We start from the raw sequence: 24,049 nt of genomic DNA, 5'->3' as shown, positions 1-24,049 counted from the left end.
CAGGTCCCTCGGACTCGGATTGCAGGATCAGAGTCCAAACCGCCACAAGCTGCTTTAGCTCAATGGCTGAGGTGGTGAGCGTTGCTGGAAAAGGCGGGCGATCAGCCCGTCAGGTGAGCCACGGGAAGACGAACGCAAGTAAACCGCCGATGATGCATCGAAAGTACAGTTCAGGTGTTGTCGAAACCAGGGGCGATACCACCTCCTGGGATCAAGCGCGGCGAGAGCCTGTCTATTGGCCGAGCGGCAACCGGTGTAGAGGCGGCGTGATCCCGATGGCAGGCTCTTGCGCGGAACATGGGAACCTGCGTCGCGATGCCAAGGGAGACCCCAAAGGCGGCGGACCCGCCGAGGGCAGAGTACCAATGCGCGACGCAGGGGCGGACGGGTTCGTAATAGTGATGAGGCCCGGTAATACGGGCGGAGCGAAGGGACCCGATCTTCCAGCCAAAGTCACAGGCCAACCGGAAACGGGAGGAGCCGATGACTGAGGCAAAGTCGTATCAGATCCCCAAGCATCTCGTTTGGGAAGCTTGGAAACAGGTGAAAGCGAACCGCGGGTCAGCGGGTGTGGACGGGGTCTCCATCGAGGAATTCGAAAAGGACTTGAAGAGAAACCTCTACAAGATCTGGAATCGAATGTCGTCGGGGACATACTTTCCGCCTCCCGTCCGTCTCGTGGAAATTCCCAAGGCTAATGGAGGGAAGCGACCGTTAGGAATACCCTCTATAGCTGACCGCGTGGCTCAGACGGTTGCAAAGATGGTTATGGAGCCGACGATGGAACGAATATTCCATCCCGACTCCTATGGCTATCGGCCCGGCCGTTCGGCGCTTGACGCAGTCGGGACAGCGCGAAAGCGTTGCTGGAAATTCGACTGGGTTATCGACCTTGATATCAAGTCGTTCTTCGACTCGATTCCTTGGCACCTGATCGAAAAGGCCGTCGCCTACCACACGGAACTGAGTTGGATTCGTCTCTACGTAAAGCGGTGGCTGCAAGCTCCCGTGGAGAAAGAAGACGGAATCCTTGTGGAGAGAACACGCGGAACCCCTCAGGGTTCAGTGGTTTCACCGCTGCTCGCAAATTTGGTTCTGCACTATGCATTCGATCACTGGATGCAGCGGACCTTCCCTTGTTTGTGTTTCGAAAGATACGCTGACGATGCGATAGTCCATTGCAGAACTGAAAGCGAGGCTCGAACCGTGATGGAGGCGATCCGAAAACGTCTTACGGAATGCGGTCTGGAGCTCCACCCGGAGAAAACCCGGATCGTCTACTGCAAGGATAATAAACGGAGAAAGGAATGCGAACACATCTCGTTCGACTTCCTTGGCTACACCTTCCAGCCGCGCAGCGCTCGCGATCGAAAGGGCGAGAAGTTCCTCAACTTCCTCCCGGCAATCAGCAACAAGGCTGCCAAAGGAATCCGACAAACCATTCGCTCATGGCGACTGGGTTCGACGCGAAACCACTGGAGTCTTGAAGAACTCGCCAAGCTGATTGATCCTGTCGTGCAAGGATGGCTGAACTATTATGGACGGTTTTACCGGACAGAATGTGTCAACGTCCTTCGTCACGTTAACGACGCGCTCGCCCGTTGGACGAGGCGGAAATACAAGCGGTTGAAAGGCCGGAAAGTCGCCTCAGTATATTGGTTGGGACGGCTCGCACAGCGCGATCCGAACCTGCTCTATTTGTGGCGAGTCGGCATTCGACCTGCGGCTGGAAGATAGAAGCCGGATGAATCGAGAGGTTCACGTCCGGTTTCGTGAGAGCCTCGGGGTGCAATTCCCCGGGGCTACTCGACCGACCGTGACCCGCTTGAGGTCCTGGCTGCGTAACGCGCCGGCCTCGTGCGCCACCCGCAAGCTCTCGGCCAGCAACAGCTCCAGCTTGTTGCCGAGCCGTTTGCGCCAGTGGCTCAGGTCCGAGCGCTCGTGCGGGAAGGCGTGCTGAAAGAACTCTTCGCCGGTGAAGAACTGGAAGTACGGGTCGTGGACCCAGCGCTCGCACACCCCCTCATCGGACAGGCCATAAATGTGCTTGAGCAACAGCAGCCCGATCATGAATCGGGTCGCGATGCCTGGCCGACCGTTCTCGCTATAGAGCGGCGCGATCTCACCGTCGATCCAGTCCCAATCGACTTTGCCGGCGAGCTGAACCAGCTCGTGCTTCATATTGATGATCTGGTCCAGCCTGGCCCGGAACAGATCGCCCGATCCCGTCGTCCTGTGCTTCTTCGGTCGCATCGCCACCTCCGATGCGACGACGGAATCATGACTGGCGATTCGACGGAATCCTGAAAATGAAATTGCAGGGTTCCGATGCTCGAAGCATCAAAACCCTGCAATCGCAAAACAGTCCACAACGACAAATGCGATTCTAGCTCAATCGCTTAGCCGCTCTTCACGGACGACTAAATCAATTCGAGTTCGTCAGTCTTGACCAACTCAGCAAGTTTGTCGCCCGGCAGTTTCTTCAGCTTTTGATCGTTATGAAGCGGGGTCGCCCTAGCGCAGCAACTCGCGTCCGATCACCATGCGCTGAGCCTCGCGCTCGACCTGAACTCGGGCGCCGCTGGCAGATCTTTTATGCCGCGAGGACACGCACCGCAGCGGCCTTCCTTGACGAACTCGACACCATTCGGGCGGCTGCCGCTGAACACCAGCGGCGGCAATCTCGCCGAATGCTACACGCATGGCTTTGAACTGGTTTTGGAAGCAGTTCGTCAGGTACGCGGTGTATCGACCAACCAGGCCAGGCGAAGCGACGTGGCGTTGGTCATCGGCGGCCCAATGGTCACACCGGCGAGCAGTCTTATCCTTGGTTCGGAGGCCACGCTATGAGCGACAGTGTGAGTTCGCGCTATCTTCCAGCCGGCCTGCCGATACCGGCTGCGGAACCCGACGGCCTGTCAGCGCCCTACTCAAGATTTCGATGCGCGTCCTCGACATGAACCGCCCGGCCATTGGTGGGGTCTCAGTCGGGCTCACAAGGCGCACTCGCGCTGCGATAAAATACGCAAAGGAGCGAAAGCAATTCGGCAAGGCAATCGCCGAATTCCAAGGGGCTGCAGTTCATGCTCGCCGACATGGCGATGAGCCTGCTGGCCTCAGCAAACAAATCGGCAATCTTCTCTTTGAACTCCTCGATCGTCTCGCTCTGATCAAGCGATGTTTGGTCGGCTTCTTCATCCACGATTTGGGGTTCACAATCACGTAGCCACCGATTATGGCGCCGAGCAATGTCAGACATGTTGCAAGTAGCTGCTCGACGGTCATTGTACGAGCTTTTCTTCAACGGCGGATTTAACGTAAAGAGGGGCAATATGTGCCTTTAGTTGCGTTTACGACGCGCGTGGGGGCCACCTGCGCAATCGAGACGGATTGGCTGACCTCACACGGTGTGCAGCCGTCGACGTGAGCAAAGCGCCGCCGGGATTGGCACAAACTGCACTTTTCAAGCCGAGTTGCGTGGCATAAAGTCGTGCTCAGCATGGGGTCACATCCGTGAGCGACCTAACTTGTAAGTGTGCGTGGTGGTTTTGGGGCTATTGCCGATCCCCCCGGTTTTTATTGCTCTCTTCGTGAAGTAAGGCCGCCTCAGTTGGCGGCCTCAACCGTTCCGAAACCCGATGATGCTCATTCATGCGCTCGATGTCGGCTGACGCCGCTGCCCCGGGGCAAGCACCAAGACGGTCCAGGACGACCGTCTCACGGGCCGACAGGGACCAGGGCGTTAGCGTTTGGCACCGCCTCCGTTCCTATGGGCCGCCTCGTATGCGTCCCGGTAGCCGCGGGCGATCGTTCGAACGCCTCGTCCGATGTCGTCGTAGACATCGTCCGGCAGGTTCGCGAGCGACACGCGTAGCGACCATTCGGGGGCATCGAAGCCGCCCCCGTTTAGCAGCACGATCCCGTGGGCCTCCGCGAGGCGAAACGCCAGATCGAGCGGGTGGACGTTTTCCTTGAGGTATTCGACGGCAGCATCGCCGATGTTCTTTCGAGCCCAGAATTCGAAATCGACCAAGCCGTAATACGCGTCGTAATTGGGATTCGGATCTAGCTTGTCGGCAAGGCCGAGCCCGTCAAGCAGTGCATGAAGGCGCCTGTGAACGATTTCCATGCAGGCGGCCTGATAGGCCTTTTTCACATCCAGCATTTCCGCGAGCGAGAACAGGCTCATCATCACCTGCTGCGGTAGCGATAGCCCCGCGGTGTGGTTGAGCGCTACGTCCCGGCTGTCCGCGACTATACGGTCGATGAATTTCAGCTTGCGCGGCTCAAGCGTCAGCGGCCCATAACGCTTGTCGAGCGCCTTCACCGCGGCGTCGGGCAGCTTGGCAATCATCTTGTCGAAGATGTTGTCTTCATGAATAGCGATGGTGCCGAGGCGCCATCCGGTGCAGCCGAAATACTTCGAATAGGAATAGACGCCGATGGTGTTGTGCGGAAGCTCGCCAAGCAGCGACCTGAAACCGTGCACGAATGTACCGTAGACGTCGTCGGTCAAGAGCATGAGGTCGGGACGCTTGGTCTTGACCAGGTTGGTCAGTTTCGCCATCGTCTCGTGGCTCACACCCATCCCTGACGGGTTGGCGGGATTGACGACGAAGAAGGCCTTGATCTTTGGATCTTCCAGCTTCTTGATTTCCTCATCGGTATACTGGAAACGATTTTCCTGCGGTGCCCTGATCTGCACGACTTTGAGATCATAGTCCTCGAGATGCGTCATCTCGGTGTAGGGCGTGAAAATCGGCGTGCCCAGCGCGATGGTGTCACCGGGCAGCAGCAGCCGATTGGCTTTCAGCGACTTAAAGATGTAGCACATTGCAGCCGTGCCGCCTTCGACCGCGTAGATGTCGAACTTGCCGGCTGGCCGCGGCTCGCCGCACATAGCCCACATCAGATATTCGTGCACGATGCGTTCGTTGTGCACCAGCATGCGATCGGGGACCGGATAATTGTCGCCGATTATGGAATCGACAAGCTCGTGGACGAATGCGTCCGGCTCGAAGCCGAATTTCTTGACCGCAAAGGGCAGCATCTCGGATAGGAAGCTGGCGCCCGGCATATCCCTGTGCTTTGCGAGCCAGGCCTCGAACCGTCCAGCAATGCCTTTCGCCTGGGGCATGCCACCGATCCCCGCGGCATGTTCCATCACGCGCTTACTTTCAGTGATGGCGAACTGTCCCAGCAGGAAGAAGCCCTCGCGCGGCGTGGTGGCGATCCAGTTCGGATTGCCGCGCCCGGCGTTCAGGAACGCGGTCTGCGTCCTCTTCGAGGTGCTCTTCGCGAGATTGATCAGTTCGTCCTTGATCTCGAACGGGCTCAGCGCCTCGAACTTCTTCAGGGTCAAGATATCAGCCATGTGACGCTCCCGATCTGTGCAATCTGTTGCACGGAGCCGGATCTGGCTCCTTCGCGTTGCGCAATCTCCCTAAGGATGCTCCAGAGCCGGCGAGGTCCCTTGATCTATCTCAAGCCCGTCCGCGTATCCGGGCGTCGGATTGTTGGACCAGGTCAAAAGACGATTGACATAAATCAACACGCAGGCGGCGAGCTGTCGCCTGATGTCGGCCGATACGTCTCGTCGCCGGTTCTTTGGCCCGCATGCCGCGCTGGCCAACGTGGGCGCGTGCCGACGTTTTGGGACCACCATGAACGGGTGACATCATGATTAACTGGTTCTTCCAGACGCTGCGCAGCTATCCAGAAATCGCGATCTTCCTCTCCCTGGCCCTGGGTTACTATTTCGGCTCCTTCACCTACAAAGGCCTCGGCCTGGGCGCCGTCACCGCGACACTGATTGCCGCTGTCATCATCGGCCAGATCGGAATCACGATTACTGGCCCGCTCAAGCCGACCTTCTTCCTGATGTTCCTGTTCGCCATCGGCTATGGCGTCGGGCCGCAATTTGTGCGCGGCATCGCGCAGGACGGCGTCCCGCAGGCGCTGTTTGCGGCGGTGGTATGTGTGTTCTGCCTGGCGGCCGCTTATATCGGCGCAAAGGTCGCCGGCTATGATGTCGGATCATCCGTGGGACTGTATGCCGGCTCGCAGACGATTTCGGCCTCGATGGGACTTGCGACCGATGCGATCAACCGCATCGGCCTGCCGGCCGATGAGGCCAAGAAGCTTCTGAATGCGATGCCGGTTGCCTACGCCGTCACCTATATCTTCGGCACAGTCGGCTCTGCGATCGTCTTGGCTCTGCTGGGTCCGGCGCTGCTGGGTATCGATCTTGAAGCGGCCTGCAAGAAATATGAGGAGGAGTACGGCGGGAAGAAGCAGACGGGTGGTGTCGGCACCGCCTGGCATCAATTCGAATTGCGTGCGTTTCGCGTTCGTGAACGGGGACCGGTGGTTGGAAAGACCGTGCAGGAAGCCGAAGCCCTGATCCCCGACCAGCGAGTGTTCGTCCAGCGGATCCGGCAAAACGGGAAGGTCATGGACGCGACCTCCGATACCGTGATTCACGCGGGCGACACCGTGGCCGTAGCGGGGCGGCGCGATGTGCTTGTGAATCTGATCGGCGAGCAGGCGGAAGAAGTGGATGACCGCGAGTTGCTGGCGGTGCCGATCGAAGGTGTCGATGTCTATGTGACCAGCAAGGAAGTCGATGGAAAGACGCTGGAGGAACTTGCGAAGGCGCCCGGCGCGCGAGGTGTGTTCCTGCGCAAGATCACCCGCGGTGCGATCGCGGTCGACATCCCCATCCTGCCGAACACGAAGCTGAACCGGGGCGACATCGTCACCATTATTGGACGCACGCCGGATGTCGCAGCCGCAATCAAACTTCTGGGCCGACCGGATCGCGAGACCGACGTTGCTGACGTTGCCTTTATCGGAGCGGCGATTGCGGTCGGCGCATTGGTTGGTGCGGTGGTTTACAAGATAGGCAGTGTGCCTCTTACTTTGTCCACCTCCGGAGGGGCGCTGATTTCCGGCCTGTTCTTCGGCTGGCTGCGCTCGGTGCGCCCGACGTTCGGCCGGATTCCGTCGCCGACGGTCTGGTTCATGAACTCGGTTGGTCTGAACATGTTCATTGCTGTGGTCGGCATTTCGTCCGGGCCGGGTTTCGTTGCGGGCCTCCAGCAGCTGGGTTTCAGCTTGTTCCTCTGGGGCGTGGTGGTTACGACCGTGCCGCTGATCCTCGCAATGTACGTGGGCAAATATTTGTTTCGCTTCCACGACGCCATCCTGCTGGGATGTTGCTCAGGCGCGCGCACGACCACCGCGTCGCTCGGCATGATCAATGATCGCGCCAAGAGCCAGATCCCGGGGCTCGGTTATACTGTTACCTACGCGGTCGGAAACACTCTGCTGACGATCTGGGGCATGGTGCTGGTCATGCTCATGACCTAGCCTTAGGTATCCTCGCCAAGCTGCGGAGAAGTGATGGCTTCAGATCGAGAAAAACGTTTGCTGCGTCCGCGTGGTCGATACGCGGCGAGCCTGGCAACAGGCCTTCTGCTCTCGCTGCTTGCGAGCGACGCCGTGGCGCAGATGATGACGCCGTTTCGCTATCAGGATCAAGCGCAGCGGCACTGTCCTGCGGACGAAGTCGTGTGGCTCGATTTTGCGAAGCGCAAATACTATTTGAACAGTCAGAAGCTTTACGGACACGGCTTCCACGGAAGCTATGTGTGCCTTCGGGAAGCCCGTCGCAACCTCTACCGCCGCTCGCTGCTTGGCCTCCGTTAGCGCGCACGTCAACGCTTGATCTGGATCAAGTCCCCAGTCAAAGTGGCAGCCATGCAGGTTTGACTGCAAAGCATGTGCGAGCGAGGCGAATGAACGTGGGTGGCGGTCCTTTGAGAGTATCTGGACCAAACCGGTCCGGCGAAGAGGCAATCCGGATCGCGATTCGCCTCGGCCTGCTGGCACTGCTGATCTACTGGTCGTTCGTCCTGCTTGAACCCTTCATTCCGATCCTCGCCTGGAGCGTGGTGCTGACCGTTGCGCTCTACCCCGTCTTTGATTGGCTGTCGGCGCATCTCGGCCATCGGCCTCGCATTGCCGCGGTCATCGTCACCGTCACAATGCTGGCCGTCTTTCTGGGACCTGCGACCTGGCTCGGCCTCGGCCTGGTGGATGCGTTGCGCGGTATCTCCGATCAACTGACGTCGGGCAATCTGACCATCCCGTCGCCGCCGGACAGCATCCGCGACTGGCCGCTGGTTGGCGCGACATTGCATGAATTCTGGCAGACGGCGTCGGACAATTTGCAAGCCGCGCTTCGCCAGCTCGCGCCGTATCTGAAGCCGTTTGCGGGTCCGATTCTAGTTTTTGCTGGCGACGCCGGCACTGGAACGATCAAATTTCTCGTATCCGTCGTGATCTCGGGTTTTCTGTTTTCGCCTGGACCGCACCTTGTCGCCTCGATCCGGAACATTCTGCTCCGGATCGTGCCACAGCGTAGCGCGGATTTCCTGGCGCTGGGTGGCGCTACCATCCGCACGGTGGCACAAGGCGTGATCGGCATCGCGGTGTTGCAGGCATTGTTCGCCGGCATTGTCTTTAAGGTCGCCGGCGTTCCGTACGCCGGCGCGCTGGCCTTCGTCGTGCTCATGCTCGGCATCATCCAGATCGGATCCGCGCCGATCCTGATTCCTGTCGCCATCTGGATTTGGACGGTCAAGGATGTCGGCTCCGCCGTGCTGATCACGATCTTCCTGGTGCTGGTAGCTATCTCCGACAACGCGCTCAAACCGCTTTTGATGGGACGGGGCCTGTCGACGCCGGTTCTGGTCATCTTCATCGGCGTCCTGGGCGGAACGCTCGCGCATGGGATCGTCGGCCTGTTCGTCGGACCGATCATTCTAGCGGTGGCCTGGGAATTATTGATGGCATGGAGCCGTGAGGAGCGGGACGCAACCTTGGTGAAAAAATCGACTGACGAACGCAAAGGCGAGAGCCCAGAGACGCGTGCATGATCTTTCAATTGATCGTCGGTTCATGCGTCGCCGGTATCAATATCGTCATCCATGCCGTACTGACGGTCGCCACCATCCGCGCCGCGCGGGCGTCGTCGAGCACCTCGCATCCGTGGCGGCACCTGATCGGCGTCATGACCGCGACGGTGCTGATCCTGATGGCCGCGCATACGCTGGAGGTTGTTGTCTGGTCGGCGGCTTATAGCGTCATCGGCGTCGCAACCGACGGCGCGGATCTCGTCTATTTCGCTTTCGTCAATTATACGACACTCGGTTATGGGGACATCACGCCGGTCGCGCGATGGCGGCTGATCGGGCCGATCACCGCCATGAACGGGGTTCTGCTCTTCGGCTGGTCGACTGCCGTGATCTTCGAGGTGCTGCGCAAGGCGCTCGCGCAGCACGCATCCCTCGCATCGTCCTAAATATCCAGCTCGGCGAGCCTGGACCGGTCCAGCAGCACAATTTGCCGCTGCGTCTGCCCCAGAAAGCCCAGGACACCCTTGTCGTGAAGGGCCGACAGCGCACGTGACACCGTTTCCAGCGTGAGCCCAAGGTAATCCGCAATGTCGCGGCGGCACATCGGCAGTGCGATGACGCCCGCCGCTGTGAGACGGCGATCCATCTCGAGCAGGAAGGCTGCGACGCGCTCCAGCGAGGTTTTGCGTCCGAGCAGCAGCATATGGTCTTCGGCACGCTGCAGATTGCTGGCGGTCATGCTGAGTAGGTTATGCGCGATCATCGCGTCGGTTTCGGCAATGTGCGACAAACAGACGCGCTTTACCAGGCGGACAGTGGTGTCGACAATCGCTTCTGCGGTGAAGCGATGGGTGTCGCCGTTCTCGAGCCCGAAGATATCACCGGAGAGGTGAAACGCGTTGATCTGACGACGACCGTCGGACAAGAGTTTGTAGCTCCGCACCGAACCATCGATTACCTGATAGATGTATTCCGCAGGCTCGGCCTCACCAAAGATTTCTCCGCCGCGATTATACTTGAATTCGCTTAAACTGATTTCGGCCTGGGACAACGCCCCGAATTCACCGAGGAATCTGGGACGGCTCGCCAAATTGGCGTTGAGATTGACGAACATGGGTCAACTCCCTGCTTGAGGAAACCGGCTTGCGTCCGGAGACCTTCGTTGCATCGCGGTGGGGGAGGGGTAGCGACATTTTCTCAGCCCGGTATCTCTCTTACGACGGCGGCCGCGCGCCGAACTATTGGCTTGAGGGTCATTGTCCCTGAGGACAGGTCTCTACGGGCTGCCGTGGTCGTGTGCACCTTTACGTGCATAGTCTCGCTTGCACAATTCTCGTGCTATTGTTTTCGCCCGTCGAGCCCGGAGTGCGTGCGATGGTCGTTCGGATCGGACTGCTCGTCTGCTTGGCTGCTCTTTTCGCTTCGGCTGAGCTGTCGGCGGCAGAATTGCGGCCGCGCTCGATCCTTTATCTCGACCAATCCGACCTGAGTGGTCCCTGCTACTATCAGATCTTTTCGGCGCTACGCGCGCGGCTCACTGCCGATAGCGCTGAGCCGATCACGCTGTATGCCGAAGACCTCGATCTGAATCGCTTCAATGGTGAAGCCTATGAAGTGGCGCTCGAGCAACTTATCAAGCAGAAGTACCGCGACAAGCCGATCGGAGTCATCGTGGCCGTGGGCGCGTCGACGCTTCGGCTCGCGCTGAAATGGCGAACGGAATTGTGGCCGCAGGTGCCGGTCGTGTTCGCGATGGTTGAACAGCCGGACTTCGAGCAACTGAAACCTCCATCCGACGTCACCGGCAGCATCGTTCTCCTGAAGCTACCGGATGCCATCAAAGCCGCGCGCGCGGTGGTACCCAAGCTTGAAAGCATCGTTCTCGTCGGCGAGGGCTGGGAGCACCGGGGTGTCTTCGGCAATTGGAAGGATGAAACGCCCCCAACGGCTGTGGCTGGCTTGCGTATTATCGACCTGTCGGGGCTTCCCATGAGCGAGACACGTGACCGGGTCGCCGATCTGCCAGCGCACAGCGCAATCATCTATTCTGCAACCTATGCCGACCGTGAGGCCGTTTTTCATCCGCCCGCTGCAGCGTTGTCGCTCATCGCCGAGAAGGCGAACCGGCCGATCATCGTTGCCGCCGAGACGTTGCTCGCGCCCGGAGGTATTGGCGGCTATGTCATGCTCCCGGCCGTGATGGGTGAAGATGCTGCCCGGCTCGCACTCCGCATTCTGGACGGAGAACAGCCGGCGGACATTCCCGTCACGGAGACAAGGGCCGTGAAGGCGGTTTTCAATTGGCCGCAAATGCAACGCTGGGGCGTCGGGGAGTCGCGGCTACCTTCCGGCAGCGAAATTCGTTTTCGCGACCCGACTTTCTGGGAGACTTATCGAACACAAAGCGTCGTCGTTGCTGCTGTGATCCTGCTGCAGGCTGGGTTGATCTTGATCCTGCTGCATGAGCGCAGGAAGCGCAGCCAAGCCGAGCGTGAAGCACGTAGCCGCGCCTCGGAGCTGGCACATGCCAACCGACAGGCTGCAGCCGGGGAGCTTTCGTCGTCGATAGCCCATGAACTCAATCAACCGCTCGGCGCGATTCTCACCAATACCGAGACGGCGGAGCTGATCCTGGAATCGCCGTCGCCTGATTTGCGGGAGCTTAAGGAGATCCTGGCCGATATCAGGCGCGACGATCTGCGTGCCAATGAAGTGATCCAGCGCCTGCGCAGCTTCCTGAAGCGGACGCCGTTCGAGCTCAGGGACGTCGATCTCAACGGCATCGTGCGCGAGGTGTTCGGCTTCCTTGCTGTGCAAGCCTCCGCCCGCAATGTTGCACTTTATCTGCAGCCCGCGCCAGGCGAACTCAGGGTCAAGGGCGATCCGGTGCAGTTGCAGCAGGTGATCCTGAACCTGATCGTCAACAGCATGGAAGCGATGGCGGCGATGCCTTATGGCCGTGCCGTGATCGGTCGCACCGAGCTGAATGGGCGATCGTCGGCAGTGATTTCAATCTCCGACTCCGGTCCGGGAATACAACCGGAAAAGCTCGCGGAGGTGTTTGACCCATTCTTTACGACTAAGCAGCAGGGGATGGGCATCGGGCTATCCATCGCGCGGACCATTGTGCAAGCACATCGCGGGAGGATCTGGGCGGAGAATCAGCCCGAAGGGGGCGCGGTATTCCGGCTATCGATGCCGCTGGCGCTGCACTAGGCGAAGGGGAGGAAGAGGTGTGACTGGCTTCATCCATGTTGTCGATGACGACGCGTCGTTTCGGACCGCCATCGAGCGTCGCCTGAACAAAGCGGGGTACGATGTCGCAACCTATTCGTCGGCGCAGCAATTGCTGGATCGGATGCCTGACGAGAGCGAGCCGGGTTGCATCCTCCTTGACGTGCGCATACCCGATCTGAGCGGGCCGGAGCTGCAGGATCGCCTGGCTGAGCTTGGCTCGACGCTGCCGATTGTGTTTCTAACCGGCTTCGCTGACGTGCCGACCACGGTGCGCACCATCAAGGCCGGCGCTACGGATTTCCTCACCAAGCCGGTATCGTCGGAGCAATTGCTGCGCGCGATCGAACAGGCGATGGTCCGTCATGAGGCTTTGCGCGGGCAAAAGCGCAAACTGGACTCGCTGCGCGAATTGCTGGCAAGCCTGACGCCGCGCGAGCGGCAGGTATTTGAGCTGGTCGTGCAGGGCAGGATCAACAAGCAGGTCGGGTGGGAATTGGGTGCGACCGAGCGCACCATCAAGGCCCATCGCCACCGGGTGATGGAGAAGATGAAGGCGCAGACGTTGGCCGAGCTTGTCTCGATCGCCGAGCGGCTCGGCATTTTGGGCGGAAGCGCGAACGGGCCGACGACCGCTTGAATCCAGCCTGTTTTACATATTGTCCCAGGGGACAATAGGAAGTGCATCGGGCAGGGCATATTGAATATGACAGAAATGATTCCAGGCGGCCGGATTGCGTTCGGCGGAACCGATCGGACAGGGTCTGGCTCGTAGTTTCGACCCGTCGGCGTCGAAGAACAGGACCGGCGCACTTGCCAAGGCGGAAACTGGTTTACATCGTTGATGACGACCCCAGCATGCTCAGGGGCGTCAGGCGACTGCTGCGCGAGCATGGCTACGAAAGCGAGCTGTTCGGCTCCGCCAACGCCTTTCAGCGGCATGATGATTTCGATACTGCGGTGTGCGTTATTCTCGACATCGACCTCAATGACGAGTCCGGAATTGAAGTGCGGCATCGCATGACGGCCGCCGGAATTACACTGCCGGTGATCTTCGTCACTGGCAAGGATAACCACGCGACGCGCATGGCGGCGATGGCATCCGGATGCATCGCCTATCTCACCAAGCCGTTTTCCGCAAGGTCGCTGATTGAGCCGATTGAGCGTGCATCCGCCGGTCTTGCGTAACGCATCAAATCATTCATCGATGTCTTGCTGATATGTTCGCGCCGGAGGGCCATTGCGGACCGAGGCGAACCGGCCAAGCGGCAGTGTGGTGCTGACGCTCTGCACGCTGGAATCGACGACTTCGAGAACCAGCTTCGCGCCCGTCTCCATCTCGCGGATCAATTCCGGATCGGCGGCATTGCCAGCGATGCAGGTATTTGTCATGCACCAGACATAGGGGATTTGGTACGGCTTCCCCTGATCCACCGTCAGTTTGGCGCCTGCCTGCAAATACATCCCGACCGGCAGGAAAATCTGCAAGCGTGCCTTGCTGTCGCCTTCGCGCTCGATCAGGTCGACGCGCACCGCGGTTTGACCGGTGTCCCAGGTGCCGGTGATGGTGGTGCGGCACACCATGCTTGTTCCGGCTGCCTTGAAACAGAATTTTTGCCAATCGCCGTATTTGATAGGGCGGATCAGGCTGCGCTGGCCGCGCGATGCCATTTCAGGCTCGCGTGCTTGCTCCGCGCCCCCGCCGGACGGCGCGGCCTGTTGTGCGTCAGCAAGGCATGGTGGCAACAGGATCGATATCGCCGCCACGACCGCGGCAGAGGAAAATAGCTTCTTGCAATCGCGCATCATCGACCCCTCCTAACGGCGCTTGTCGAGGAATTGACTGACCAGCGGCGACCATTGCTGAATGGCATCAGCGGAATCGATGAAGAAGTGTCCTTCACCGCCGAAGGACGGCATCAGGTGATATTCGGCGCTACCGCCGGCGCCGGTATAGGCCTCATGCATTCGCCTGGAGAGCTCCGGCCCGAAGAAGGTGTCGTTCTCGATATAGAACCACAACATCGGAGTTCGCGCGGTGCGCCCGAACGCGGCCGTAGCCTCAACCAGCTTGTCGGGAGCGCAATTATTGTTCGGCTTGCCGCCGACGCGTCCGCCGCGGCCTGCCGCGAAGGTGATGATCGCTTTCACCGAGGGCAGGTTCTGGCTCGAGAGCGCGATCGCGCCCCAGCCGCCTGCGGACTGACCGATGACGATGGCGCTATTGGGCGCGGCTATTTTCTGCTCCGTCATATAGTCGATGATCCATTTGTCGAGCAGCGCCGCCGCCATGCCGGCATCCCGGAAGTTTGGATTCTCGCAGGCACCGATCTTTGAATAGAACACGGGGAACAGGCCGAGATCCGGTGCATCGAGAGCCATGGCGCCATATCCCGGCCCGGTCGGCGCCACCACCAGATAGCCTCGGCGCGCGAACCAGAGGGCGGCATCCCGAAACTCAACCAGGGGGAAGAAGCTGCGTTCGCGGGCGTTGAGTGATACGCCGTGATTCATCACCGCGAGCGGGAACGGCCCATTTCCAGCAGGATGAACCACGTAGGCGACCGTCGGATGGATGAGAGGGAGCGCCCAGACCTCTTCCTGAACCGGCAGCAGCGTTCGATTGTCCGCGCTTCTGCCGGGAATGGGCGCGCCGAGCGCCGCAAGAAGGGCGAGTGACAGGCAGAGGGATCGAAGCATCTCTTCCGTCCCGCTCACGGAGCGAATGTTGGGGCAGGCTTCACGCCCATGCTCGGTTCCGTCAGATCCGACGTCCTTGATTCAGATCAAGACTTCGCGCCGCATACGCGGATCGCTTATCCTGGGCCGGCTTTCTGGCCGATGGGAGTCCCACGTGTCGACGGAGCACGCCCCCGCCGGATCACTGTTTTCCCGCGACGAGGCGCTCGAGATCGCGAGCCTTCTGGCGTTCACGGGAGGATATCTCGAGGCCTATGCCTGGATTGTTCACCGTGTCTTTGCCAACGCGCAAAGTGCCAATCTGGTCTTTCTCTGGGTCTATCTATCGGGCGGAGAATTGGGCAGGGCCCTTCACTATATTCCGCCGCTTCTGGCTTTCGCCGTCGGCGTGATCATGGCTTGCTGGTTGCGCCGCGTCGCGCCACAGCGCGCAGCGCGGATCAGCACGCTGACCGAGATCGTCTTCCTGTTCATCGTTGCGATCCTGCACAACCGGTTCCCGGAAGTCGCTGGTACCCTGGGTCTTTCTCTGGTCGCCGCGTTTCAGATGGTGAGCTTTCCAAAGGTCGAGGGATTTAGCTACAACTCCGTGATGGTGACCAGTAATTTTCGTCAGACCATCGAAGGCCTTTTCACGGCCCTCGCCGGAAGCGCCGAGGCAAGACCTTTTCGCCGGCCTCTCGTGTTTGGGGCGATGTGCATCGTCTTTGGCTCAGGCGCAGCCGTCGGTGCATTTATAACGGAGGTCACGCGGGCCTACAGTCTCGCCATTCCCGTGATGCTGCTCGTGATCGTATTGCTCGTTTGCGAGCAGAAGCCGGTCGCCGTCAACGCGTAGTCCGAATGGTTTGATTTAGATCAAGACTCGGTCCGCGCGTGGCTGCCAACGCTGCCGCAAACCACAGGGCGCGGGAGACGATGATGGCGCAGCAAGCTCAGGAACGGCGGATCGACCAATTTTTCTCCGGCCCCGGCGCCCGGGCAGACGAATGGCGCGGTTTGGTTGAGGCGGCGAAGGCCTGGTCGAGCGGATCGGGCGATCGTGCCGGTTTCGACGAAAGACTTTCCCAGCTAGCAATCACGGAAGAATATCATGCCTATCCCGGCCCGCGTCTGATGGTGGCGTTGAAGGAGCGCGCAGGGGCGGGCGATGCTGCGGGGGCGCTGGCGCTCGCCATGCGTATCACGCAGGCGCTGCAGACGCGATCATTCCGTCAGCATGCTAGCGATTGGGACGTGCATGCGGATACCGACACCGAGATGCCGGATTTGCTGCCGCCTGGTTTCGGCGACACTACGACGCGCCGGCCGTATTTCGAAACCCTGATCGTGACCGGCGTTCCCTCCACGAACTGGTCGAGCCTGGGTGCCGAGTGGCGCAAGCTGCGCCGTCCATCCGACAGCTTCATCCATGAGCCGGTTTTCGCGGGCAGTTTCGAGGACGCGTTCTGTGCCGCGTTACTCAATCCCGCGCTTGGGGCTGTCGTTGTTAACGAGGGCTTTGCACTGCGTTCACGGCACGATGCGCCCGTGTTGCGTACCCTGATGGCGCCGATGGACCAGAGGGAGACCTCCGACTCCGCGCTGGCGCTGGCGCAGACATTGAAGCGGATACGCCCCGAACTCGACATCTACCTGGTCTCGAATCGCAATGTGGAGGAACTGGCAGGCAATCCCGAGGCCAATGTCGCGCGCCGCATTTTCTATTCGGTGGAGGAACTGCTCGAACTGCATCTCGCTATTCTCGAAGGTGTGCAGGATCGCTACGAGACGCCGTTCTTCGACAATCTCAAGAAATATGCCCAGCGCCCGATCGGAACGTTCCATGCGCTGCCGATCGCGCGCGGCAAGTCGGTGTTCAGGTCGGACTGGATCCGCGACATGGGCGAATTCTATGGCCCGAACCTGTTCCTCGCGGAAAGCAGCGCCACCACGGGCGGCCTCGACAGCCTCCTTGAACCTACCGGCAATATCAAGAAAGCGCAGGAGAAGGCGGCGCGGGCCTTTGGCGGTGATCAGGTGTTCTTCGTCACCAACGGAACGTCCACCTCCAACAAGATGGCGGTGCAGGCGCTGCTCGCGCCGGGCGACATCGCCATCGTCGACCGCAACTGCCACAAATCGCACCACTACGGCATGGTGTTGTCGGGCGCGCAGCCGCTGTACGTCGAAGCGTTTCCGATGACGGAGTATTCGATGTATGGCGCCGTCCCGCTCAAGACCATTAAGCAGGCGCTGTTGAATCTCAGGTCAGAGAACCGGCTGAACCGGGTCAAGATGCTTGACCTGACCAACTGCACCTTCGATGGGCATGTCTACAATACACGCCGGGTGATGGAGGAATGCCTGGCGATCAAGCCAGACCTGATTTTCCTGTGGGACGAAGCCTGGTTCGCCTTTGCCCGCTTCTCGCCCTTCCTGCGTCCGCGCACGGCGATGGGCGCGGCCAACGACATCGAGGCGTGGATGCAAGACCCGCCGTCGATCCAGGCCTACGAGAGGCAGCGCTCCGAGCTCGGCGACAATCCATCCGACGAGACTCTGCTGAACGCCCGCCTGATCCCCGATCCGCGGCAGATACGTCTGCGGGTGTACCAGACCAACTCCACGCACAAATCGATGTCGGCGATACGGCAGGGCTCGATGTTGATCGTCAAGGATGTCGACTTCCACACCGTGGAAGCGCAATTCAAAGAGGCGGTGTTCACGCACGCCTCGACCAGCCCGAACCAGCAGTTGATCGCCAGCCTCGACGTCGCGCGGCGGCAGATGGAGTTGGAGGGATATGGCCTCGTCGCCAATGCCATTGAGATAGCCTTTGCGATCCGCAAGGCAGTCGCCGCTAATCCGCTGATCTCGCAATATTTCAGCGTGCTCGGCGCCGACAAGATGGTGCCGTCGCAATATCGCTCCAGCGGCTTTACCGATTATCTGGCGCAAGGCGTCGACTGGGGGCAGGTCTTGCATAGCCTCAAGGAGGATGAGTTTTGCCTCGATCCGACCCGGCTGACGCTGGTGTGCGGCACCGCCGGCTTCGACGGCACGCAGTTTAAGGGCATCTTCGCCAATCGTTACGGAATCCAGGTCAACAAGACTTCGCGCAATTCGGTGCTGATCCAGTCCAATATCAATAACACCCGCAGCGACGTCGCCCATCTTATCCGCGTGCTCGCCGAGATCAGCAGCGAGATTGAGCGCGACCTCATCAAGGGCGGAGCCAGCGCGACCAGCGCTTTCCAGGCACGGGTGAAGAGCCTGATGACGGACGTGCCCGACCTCCCGAATTTTTCGCACTTCCACGACGGCTTTCGCGGCGATGCCGGCCAGAAGACCAACGAAGGCGATATCCGCAGTGGCTTCTTCGCCGCCTACGACGCCGCAGGGTGCGAATATCTCCGCCTGAACGATTCCGAGATCGACCGCCGCGTGAAGAACGGCCCCGATCTGGTTTCGGCGAGCTTTGTAATTCCCTATCCGCCTGGCTTCCCGATCATGGTTCCCGGACAGGTCATCACCCAGGAGACGATCGATTTCATGCGCAAGCTCGATGTGAAGGAGATCCACGGCTACAACGCGGTGCAGGGTTTAAAGCTCGTGCGTCCGGAAGCCCTGGCGAGGTTCGGCGATCGCCGTGCGCCGGCAGCCTTCCGGCCCGCGGCCGAGTGAGAGAGCCGTGATGAGGCTGTATCACGTCTGCGCAGTGGCCGCGACCGCGCTCGTTGTATCGACCGGTTTGGCAGCACCGTCGCATGCGATCACCGGCACCGTTCGCGTTACCGTCGCCAAGGCGGGCCTTGTCGTGGGAGCCGGCGCTGGCCGCGGGACGCTGACCTTTCGCCACCGCAACTATCCATTTACGGTGAGGGGGTTGAGCCTTGGCCTTACGGCCGGCGCTTCGATCAGCAAGCTGGTCGGGCGTGCCAACTACATCAACGAGCTCAGCGATTTTTCCGGCATCTATAGAGTCGTCGGCGCCGGCGTTGCACTGGTTGGCGGCGTCGGTGGTGTGCAGCTCAAAAACGACAAGGGCGTGATCATCATCTTGGAGGGCCCTAAGGCCGGCCTCGAGCTGTCTGCGAACGTCAGCACCGTCGTGGTCACGCTCGATCCATCGCGTTCGACTCCCGACTAGCAGCAACTGGAGCAAGTATACATGAACAGCTATTGCATGCGGTTCCTCGCAGCCGCTTTGGCCGCATTGCTGACGTTCGGCCTGGTTTCGCCATTGCAGGCCGAGACCTGCGAGGTCCGCGTCGTTTTCACCAAAGGAGGGTTCATCGTGGGCGTCGGCGGCGGTCACGGCGTGCTGACTTGTCGGGGGCAACACCGTCGTTTCGTCGTGTCGGGGATGAGCGTCGGTTTCACGATCGGCGCCTCCACCGCCCGCTTAACGGGGCGCGCGCTCAACGTGCTCAGTCCGTTCGACATCCAGGGTAGCTACGCCGCGGTCGGCGCCGGCGGCGCGCTGGCAGCCGGAGTCGGTAGCGTTCAGCTAAAGAACGAGAGGGGCGTAATCCTGCAGTTGAGCGGCGGCAGGGTCGGCGTAGAGCTATCGGCGGCTGTCGGCGGAGTCACGATTACGCTGGAGTGAGTGCGAATTGGCATAATGGTCATAACCATTCAGTGACAAACTTCACCCGACGCAAAGAACTGGTCATTCTAGCAGTCAACCACTCCCATTAGTGGCCAAGCTCGGCGCGTAGCGTGCGTAGCCTTCCTTATAAATCTTTCGGGTCATTGCGGATGCGGCAGTGTCTTTGTCTCAGTCACCCCAGCCAAGGGTGATGCTGATCTCGCCAGGCACGCCGCCAGGGTAGTCGACGATCCGATACTTGATGCGGTAGCCGCGGGGTTTCAGGTAATCGGACCAGAGCTGGAATATCTCGAGCGGGATACCCTGCAGTGTCTTCTCCCAGCCAGGCTCCTGCTGACCGATGGCACGGCCATGGTCGGTACAAAGCGAATTGGGAAACCGGTAGACTTGGACTTCACTGAGGCCGTTTCGTACCGCGCGCTGGATGACGGTGGCAGCGAGCTTGACCTTCTCGTCTTCCGAGAGACCGGAAGGTTTGGTCAACTTCTCGATAAGCGCCCGCTTCTCTGCCTCCACGGCGGCGAGTCTCTGAGCATGCTCTTCCGTTTTTTCCGCATCCTTCATTGCGGCCTGCTTCTGGATGTCCGCCGCGCTAGGCAGCAGATCGTCTATATTTATGGGCATGGCAGCTCCTTCCTGACGGACCTTCGCCATTCACCCACGACGCTACGGCCGCTTCGCCATATCACCTCTTGATCCAGATCAAGCTTGGTCGGCTCCGAAATCGCACCGTCGAGGGATGTCGCCCACAGGCCCGGACCAGCCTCCAGGGAAATAACCTATGAGGAATGTTGGAAGGGCAGTTCTGCGGGTGGCGATGATCGTAGGTCTCGCGCTCCCTGAATGCGCCAGCGCGATCCAGCTCACCGGCGCCTGGGCGGCCGACGCCGACAAATGCGACAAGGTGTTTGTTCGGCGTGGACGCGCGAGGCAGATTGGCTTTGCCGAATTCTCCGGCGTTCATGGCGGAGGCTTCATCATCGACGCGGACCAGATCCGCGGCAAGTTTGCCAAATGCACCGTTAAGACGCGCAAAGAGGACGGGCAGAGCCTCAATCTGATCGCGGCGTGCGCCACCGACATCATGCTTTCCAATGTCCAGTTCGTGCTGAAGGTCGTCGATGACGACAACATCACTCGGCTGTTCCCTGGTCTCGAGAGCATGGAGGTGAAGTATCACCGCTGCCGGCTCTGAGCCCGCTGGCGATCTTATCGCGTGAGAGCACTGTTCTGCTTGACGCTCGAACTGGAGCGGATTGGTGCCGCATTCAGGGGCCAACCGAGCTAATCTATCGCCCCCACGCGCGGCCGGCGCGAACGTCGTCGAAGGACGATAAACGTCGATTTGATCGCGGTCGCTACGATGCCTCGATGATCGTGAAGATGCGATCCGCGTTTTATTCCGCTGCGGCATGCCCGGTTATTCCGCGGCGGCATGCTCGGTCGGCATCACTTTCGTCTCTCCCGCAGTGTGCTCCAGCGGTGGCCGAGAGCCCGGCCTCAAGCGCTCGCGAATGGCCTGGAACATCACGTAGAGCGGCGGGATGGCGAAGATTCCTACAAACGATGCCAGGATCATTCCACCGAACACCGGCGTGCCGACGCCTTGCCGGGCCAGTTCTGAGGCTCCCTTTGCCACCACCAGCGGATAGAGGCCAAGAATGAACGCGAACGATGTCATCATCACCGGCCGGAACCGCAGACGCGCACCTTCCGTCGCGGCCTCGAGCAGTGGGATACCCTGTTCGCGCTTCTCCTTGGCAAATTCGACGATCAGAATGCCGTTCTTGGCGGCAAGGCCGATCAGCACCACCATGCCTATCTGGCCATAAAGGTCGAGTGTGAGACCGCCCAGGACAATGGCGCCGAAGGATCCGAGGATGCCGATCGCGACCGATAGCAGCACGGGAACGGGAATCGTCCAGCTTTCGTAGAGAGCCACGAGAAACAGATAGGCGAATAACACAGCGAAGCCGAGAATGATCGCCGTCTTGCCTTCAGCACGTTTTTCCTGGAACGCCGTATCGGTCCACTCCCCCTTGAAACCCTGCGGCAGCGTCTTTTTCGCCACCTCTTCCATGGCGGCCAGCGCCTGGCCGGACGACACGCCCGCAGCGGGGCCACCCTGGATGGTCACCGCGCGAAGGTTGTTATAGCGGATCAGCGCTGGCGGACCGACGACGACGCGGACCTCCGCCAAGCTACGCAGGGGAATCATCTTTCCCTCGGCGTTACGCACATTGATGCGATAGATGTCGTCAATGCCCGATCGGTCGGCCGCCTCGGCCTGCACCTGCACTTGCCAGGTGCGCCCAAACAGGTTCGTGTTGTTGACGAAGTATCCGCCGAGCGAGGCCTGCAAGGCCTGGAATACGTCCTTGAGCTGAACACCCAGAATTTGAACCTTGTCGCGGTCGATGTCGAGGAAGATCGATGGATTGGTGGCTGAGAATGTACTGAAGACACGTTGCAGTCTCGGGTCCTGATTGGCCGCTACTGTTAGCCCACGAACGGCTTGGGCGAGCACCTTGGGATCGCCACCCCGCAGATCCTGGAGCACATAGGTGAACCCGCCACCGGTACCGAGGCCGACGATCGGCGGCGGTGCCAATGGCACGACCGCGCCGCCCTGGATCTGGCGGAATTTTGGTCCGAGCCTTGCGATCACGTCCTTCGCCCCCATGCCTTTGCCTTTCCGCTCTTCGAACGGCTTGAAAGTCACGATCATGAAGCCGGCATTGGCCTGCGAGTAGTTGTCGATGAAATTCAGCCCGATGATCGAGGTATATTCATCGACGGCGGGATCCTCCTTGATGATGGCCTCAGCCGCACGCATCACTTCGGAGGTGCGGGTCACCGACGCACCGCCCGGCAACTGGGCGATAACGAAGATGGCGCCCTGGTCGTCCTCAGGCAGGAATCCGGTCGGCGTGACCTTCGCCAGTCCGAAGACACCGGCGCCAGCGATGGCTACCATCGCAATCCCGATCACCGAGAAGCGGACGATCCGTCCCACGATGCTGCCATAGCCGTTGGCCACCCGGTCGATCGACCGCATGATGATCCCGATTATACCGCGCCGGGGTCCGTGATGTGGACGCAGCAACACACCACAAAGGGCTGGCGAGAGGGTCAGCGCGTTGACGGCAGAAAGCAGCATGGCCACCGATACCGTAACCGCAAACTGGCGGAACAGCTCGCCGGAAATTCCGGGAATGAAGGCGATCGGCACGAACACCGACAACAACACCAGCGTGATCGCAATGATTGGCGCGGTAATCTCCGCCATGGCGCGCTTGGTGGCCTCGGCCGGCGATAGCTCCGGGTGCTCTTCCATGACGCGCTCGACGTTCTCGACGACGACGATGGCATCGTCAACGACGATGCCGATTGCGAGCACGATCGCCAGCAGCGAGACCGTATTGGCGGAGTATCCGACAGCCTTGAGCGCGATGAAGGCGCCAATCAGGCTGACAGGGACTGCGAGTGTGGGGATCAAGGTGGCGCGGAAGCTGCCGAGAAACAGGAATACGACGAGAACGACGAGCACGAACGCTTCGATCAGCGTCTTCTGGACTTCGTGCATGGTGTCGGTGACGAACACCGTTGGGTCGTAGGTGATCTTCCAGGATAGATCGTCCGGAAAACGCATCTGAAGTTCGGTCAGCTTCGCGCGGATGGCTTTGACAGTCGCGAGGGCGTTGCCGCCCGGCGACTGGTAAACCACGACGGCGGCGGCGTCCTGGCCGTTGAAGCGCGTCTCGCGGTCCACGTTGGCGGCGCCGAGTTCGATCGTTGCGACATCGCGCAATCGCAGCACCGATCCGTCCGGGTTGGTCCGGATGACGATGTTCTCGAATTCCGGAACGGAAGTGAGCCGACCCTTGGTCTGGATGTTGAGTTGTAACTGCTGATCGTCGGAAATCGGCCGGGCGCCAACGCGTCCGACCGCGGCCTGAACGTTCTGCGACTGGATCGCGTTGATGATGTCGCCGGTCGTGAGGTTGAGGCCGGTCAGCCGATCGGTCCGCACCCATGCCCGCATCGCATAGTCCTGGGCAGCAAACAGCGCGGCGTCACCGACACCAGGCGTGCTCTTGATCGTATCGAGCATGTTGATGGTGACGTAGTTCGACAGGAACAGCGGGTCGTGGGTGCCCTTCGGCGAGTAAAGTGCGATCGTGGCAAGGATCGCTGTCGACTTTTTCTTGACGACGATGCCCTGGCGCTGGACTTCCGATGGTAACGCCGACAGAGCCGCTTGAACGCGGTTGTTGACGTTGACGGTGTTGATATCCGGATCGGTGCCGAGTTCGAACGAAGCGGTCAGCGTGTAGCTGCCGTCATCTCCGCTCGTGCTCTTCATGTACATCATCTTGTCGACGCCGACGACCTGCGCCTCGATCGGCTGGGCGACGGTGGCGTCCACCACGGCGGAGTTTGCGCCGGGGTAGAAGGTCGTAACCGAGACTTGCGGCGGCACAATATCCGGGTATTGCGCGACCGGCATCGAAAGGAACGCCAGCGCCCCGGCGATCGTCGTGACGACGGCGATGACGATTGCAAGCCGCGGGCGGTCGACGAAAATGGCTGACAGCAT

General features: G+C 60.3%; 21 protein-coding genes and 1 pseudogene. 15 read left to right on the top strand and 7 right to left on the bottom strand.

From position 1 onward, the window contains the following. Nucleotides 1-483 precede the first annotated feature (483 nt). Nucleotides 484-1,737, top strand: coding sequence for a group II intron reverse transcriptase/maturase (ltrA, locus tag ACP2YO_RS29060; RefSeq protein WP_426434572.1), 1,254 nt, complete (start codon nucleotides 484-486; stop codon nucleotides 1,735-1,737). Nucleotides 1,738-1,812: 75 nt separating this feature from the next. Here the strand turns inward: ltrA and ACP2YO_RS29055 are convergent. Further along, nucleotides 1,813-2,253, bottom strand: a pseudogene (locus ACP2YO_RS29055) (transposase); the annotation flags it as partial. A 375-nt stretch (nucleotides 2,254-2,628) separates the two neighbouring features. Between ACP2YO_RS29055 and ACP2YO_RS29050 the strand changes: the two are divergent. Both ACP2YO_RS29050 and ACP2YO_RS29045 read left to right on the top strand, forming a co-directional pair. Then, the gene (locus tag ACP2YO_RS29050) at nucleotides 2,629-2,850 is read left to right on the top strand and encodes a thiolase C-terminal domain-containing protein (protein WP_426434571.1); all 222 of its coding nucleotides are present in this window, start codon (nucleotides 2,629-2,631) and stop codon (nucleotides 2,848-2,850) included. 91 nt (nucleotides 2,851-2,941) lie between these two features. After that, the gene (locus ACP2YO_RS29045; RefSeq protein ID WP_426434570.1) at nucleotides 2,942-3,226 is read left to right on the top strand and encodes an acyl-CoA dehydrogenase family protein; all 285 of its coding nucleotides are present in this window, start codon (nucleotides 2,942-2,944) and stop codon (nucleotides 3,224-3,226) included. Nucleotides 3,227-3,742: 516 nt separating this feature from the next. Here ACP2YO_RS29045 and aspD read toward each other — a convergent pair. Continuing rightward, nucleotides 3,743-5,374 (bottom strand): aspartate 4-decarboxylase, encoded by a 1,632-nt coding sequence (gene aspD, locus ACP2YO_RS29040; RefSeq protein ID WP_426434569.1) that lies wholly within the window; start codon nucleotides 5,372-5,374, stop codon nucleotides 3,743-3,745. Between the two features lie 305 nt (nucleotides 5,375-5,679). Between aspD and aspT the strand changes: the two genes are divergently transcribed. From aspT to ACP2YO_RS29020, 4 genes are all read left to right on the top strand, one after another. Further along, nucleotides 5,680-7,371 carry an aspartate-alanine antiporter gene (gene aspT, locus ACP2YO_RS29035; protein ID WP_426434568.1) on the top strand — a complete coding sequence of 564 codons (1,692 nt, stop codon included), beginning with the start codon at nucleotides 5,680-5,682 and terminating at the stop codon, nucleotides 7,369-7,371. A 33-nt stretch (nucleotides 7,372-7,404) separates the two neighbouring features. Further along, nucleotides 7,405-7,710, top strand: coding sequence for a hypothetical protein (locus tag ACP2YO_RS29030; RefSeq protein WP_426434567.1), 306 nt, complete (start codon nucleotides 7,405-7,407; stop codon nucleotides 7,708-7,710). Nucleotides 7,711-7,799: 89 nt separating this feature from the next. Then, complete coding sequence (locus ACP2YO_RS29025) at nucleotides 7,800-8,942, top strand: AI-2E family transporter (protein ID WP_426434566.1); 1,143 nt, start codon at nucleotides 7,800-7,802, stop codon at nucleotides 8,940-8,942. Next, nucleotides 8,939-9,367: a potassium channel family protein gene (locus ACP2YO_RS29020; protein WP_426434565.1), complete on the top strand. Its 429-nt coding sequence runs from the start codon at nucleotides 8,939-8,941 to the stop codon at nucleotides 9,365-9,367. The genes ACP2YO_RS29025 and ACP2YO_RS29020 overlap by 4 nt, the downstream gene beginning before the upstream one ends. Here ACP2YO_RS29020 and ACP2YO_RS29015 read toward each other — a convergent pair. Beyond that, nucleotides 9,364-10,035, bottom strand: coding sequence for a helix-turn-helix domain-containing protein (locus ACP2YO_RS29015; RefSeq protein ID WP_426434564.1), 672 nt, complete (start codon nucleotides 10,033-10,035; stop codon nucleotides 9,364-9,366). The genes ACP2YO_RS29020 and ACP2YO_RS29015 overlap by 4 nt on opposite strands. 260 nt (nucleotides 10,036-10,295) lie before the next feature. Here ACP2YO_RS29015 and ACP2YO_RS29010 point away from each other — a divergent pair, with 260 nt between their 5' ends. The 3 genes from ACP2YO_RS29010 (at nucleotide 10,296) to ACP2YO_RS29000 (ending at nucleotide 13,343) form a co-directional block, all read left to right on the top strand. Continuing rightward, complete coding sequence (locus ACP2YO_RS29010) at nucleotides 10,296-12,137, top strand: sensor histidine kinase (protein WP_426434563.1); 1,842 nt, start codon at nucleotides 10,296-10,298, stop codon at nucleotides 12,135-12,137. A gap of 19 nt (nucleotides 12,138-12,156) precedes the next feature. Continuing rightward, nucleotides 12,157-12,795 carry a response regulator transcription factor gene (locus ACP2YO_RS29005; protein WP_426434562.1) on the top strand — a complete coding sequence of 213 codons (639 nt, stop codon included), beginning with the start codon at nucleotides 12,157-12,159 and terminating at the stop codon, nucleotides 12,793-12,795. 173 nt (nucleotides 12,796-12,968) lie between these two features. Beyond that, on the top strand, nucleotides 12,969-13,343 hold the full coding sequence (locus ACP2YO_RS29000) for a response regulator transcription factor (protein WP_426434561.1): 375 nt from the start codon (nucleotides 12,969-12,971) through the stop codon (nucleotides 13,341-13,343). Nucleotides 13,344-13,352: 9 nt separating this feature from the next. On the opposite strand, the gene ACP2YO_RS28995 is transcribed toward ACP2YO_RS29000, so the two are convergent. Continuing rightward, nucleotides 13,353-13,826: an invasion associated locus B family protein gene (locus tag ACP2YO_RS28995; RefSeq protein WP_426434560.1), complete on the bottom strand. Its 474-nt coding sequence runs from the start codon at nucleotides 13,824-13,826 to the stop codon at nucleotides 13,353-13,355. Between the two features lie 147 nt (nucleotides 13,827-13,973). Continuing rightward, nucleotides 13,974-14,855: an alpha/beta hydrolase family protein gene (locus ACP2YO_RS28990; protein ID WP_426434559.1), complete on the bottom strand. Its 882-nt coding sequence runs from the start codon at nucleotides 14,853-14,855 to the stop codon at nucleotides 13,974-13,976. Between the two features lie 76 nt (nucleotides 14,856-14,931). On the opposite strand from ACP2YO_RS28990, the gene ACP2YO_RS28985 reads away from it, so the two are divergent. From ACP2YO_RS28985 to ACP2YO_RS28970, 4 genes are all read left to right on the top strand, one after another. Then, complete coding sequence (locus tag ACP2YO_RS28985; protein WP_426434558.1) at nucleotides 14,932-15,693, top strand: YoaK family protein; 762 nt, start codon at nucleotides 14,932-14,934, stop codon at nucleotides 15,691-15,693. Between the two features lie 83 nt (nucleotides 15,694-15,776). Continuing rightward, nucleotides 15,777-18,521 carry a decarboxylase gene (locus ACP2YO_RS28980; RefSeq protein ID WP_426434557.1) on the top strand — a complete coding sequence of 915 codons (2,745 nt, stop codon included), beginning with the start codon at nucleotides 15,777-15,779 and terminating at the stop codon, nucleotides 18,519-18,521. 10 nt (nucleotides 18,522-18,531) lie between these two features. Then, nucleotides 18,532-18,987 carry a hypothetical protein gene (locus ACP2YO_RS28975; protein ID WP_426434556.1) on the top strand — a complete coding sequence of 152 codons (456 nt, stop codon included), beginning with the start codon at nucleotides 18,532-18,534 and terminating at the stop codon, nucleotides 18,985-18,987. Between the two features lie 21 nt (nucleotides 18,988-19,008). Then, a complete protein-coding gene (locus ACP2YO_RS28970; protein ID WP_426434555.1) occupies nucleotides 19,009-19,446 on the top strand; it encodes a hypothetical protein in 438 nt (145 codons plus the stop codon). A gap of 171 nt (nucleotides 19,447-19,617) precedes the next feature. Here the strand turns inward: ACP2YO_RS28970 and ACP2YO_RS28965 are convergent, their stop codons facing one another. Then, the gene (locus ACP2YO_RS28965) at nucleotides 19,618-20,073 is read right to left on the bottom strand and encodes a hypothetical protein (protein WP_426434554.1); all 456 of its coding nucleotides are present in this window, start codon (nucleotides 20,071-20,073) and stop codon (nucleotides 19,618-19,620) included. 157 nt (nucleotides 20,074-20,230) lie between these two features. Here ACP2YO_RS28965 and ACP2YO_RS28960 point away from each other — a divergent pair, with 157 nt between their 5' ends. Beyond that, nucleotides 20,231-20,644, top strand: a complete 414-nt coding sequence (locus ACP2YO_RS28960; protein WP_426434553.1) for a hypothetical protein — start codon at nucleotides 20,231-20,233, stop codon at nucleotides 20,642-20,644. Between the two features lie 225 nt (nucleotides 20,645-20,869). Here the strand turns inward: ACP2YO_RS28960 and ACP2YO_RS28955 are convergent, their stop codons facing one another. After that, complete coding sequence (locus tag ACP2YO_RS28955) at nucleotides 20,870-24,049, bottom strand: efflux RND transporter permease subunit (protein WP_426434552.1); 3,180 nt, start codon at nucleotides 24,047-24,049, stop codon at nucleotides 20,870-20,872.

Source organism: Bradyrhizobium genosp. P (assembly GCF_049949265.1).
Classification (GTDB): Bacteria; Pseudomonadota; Alphaproteobacteria; order Rhizobiales; family Xanthobacteraceae; genus Bradyrhizobium.
The sequence above is the reverse complement of the archived record's forward strand: the minus strand, read 5'-3'. Positions and strand labels throughout refer to the sequence as shown.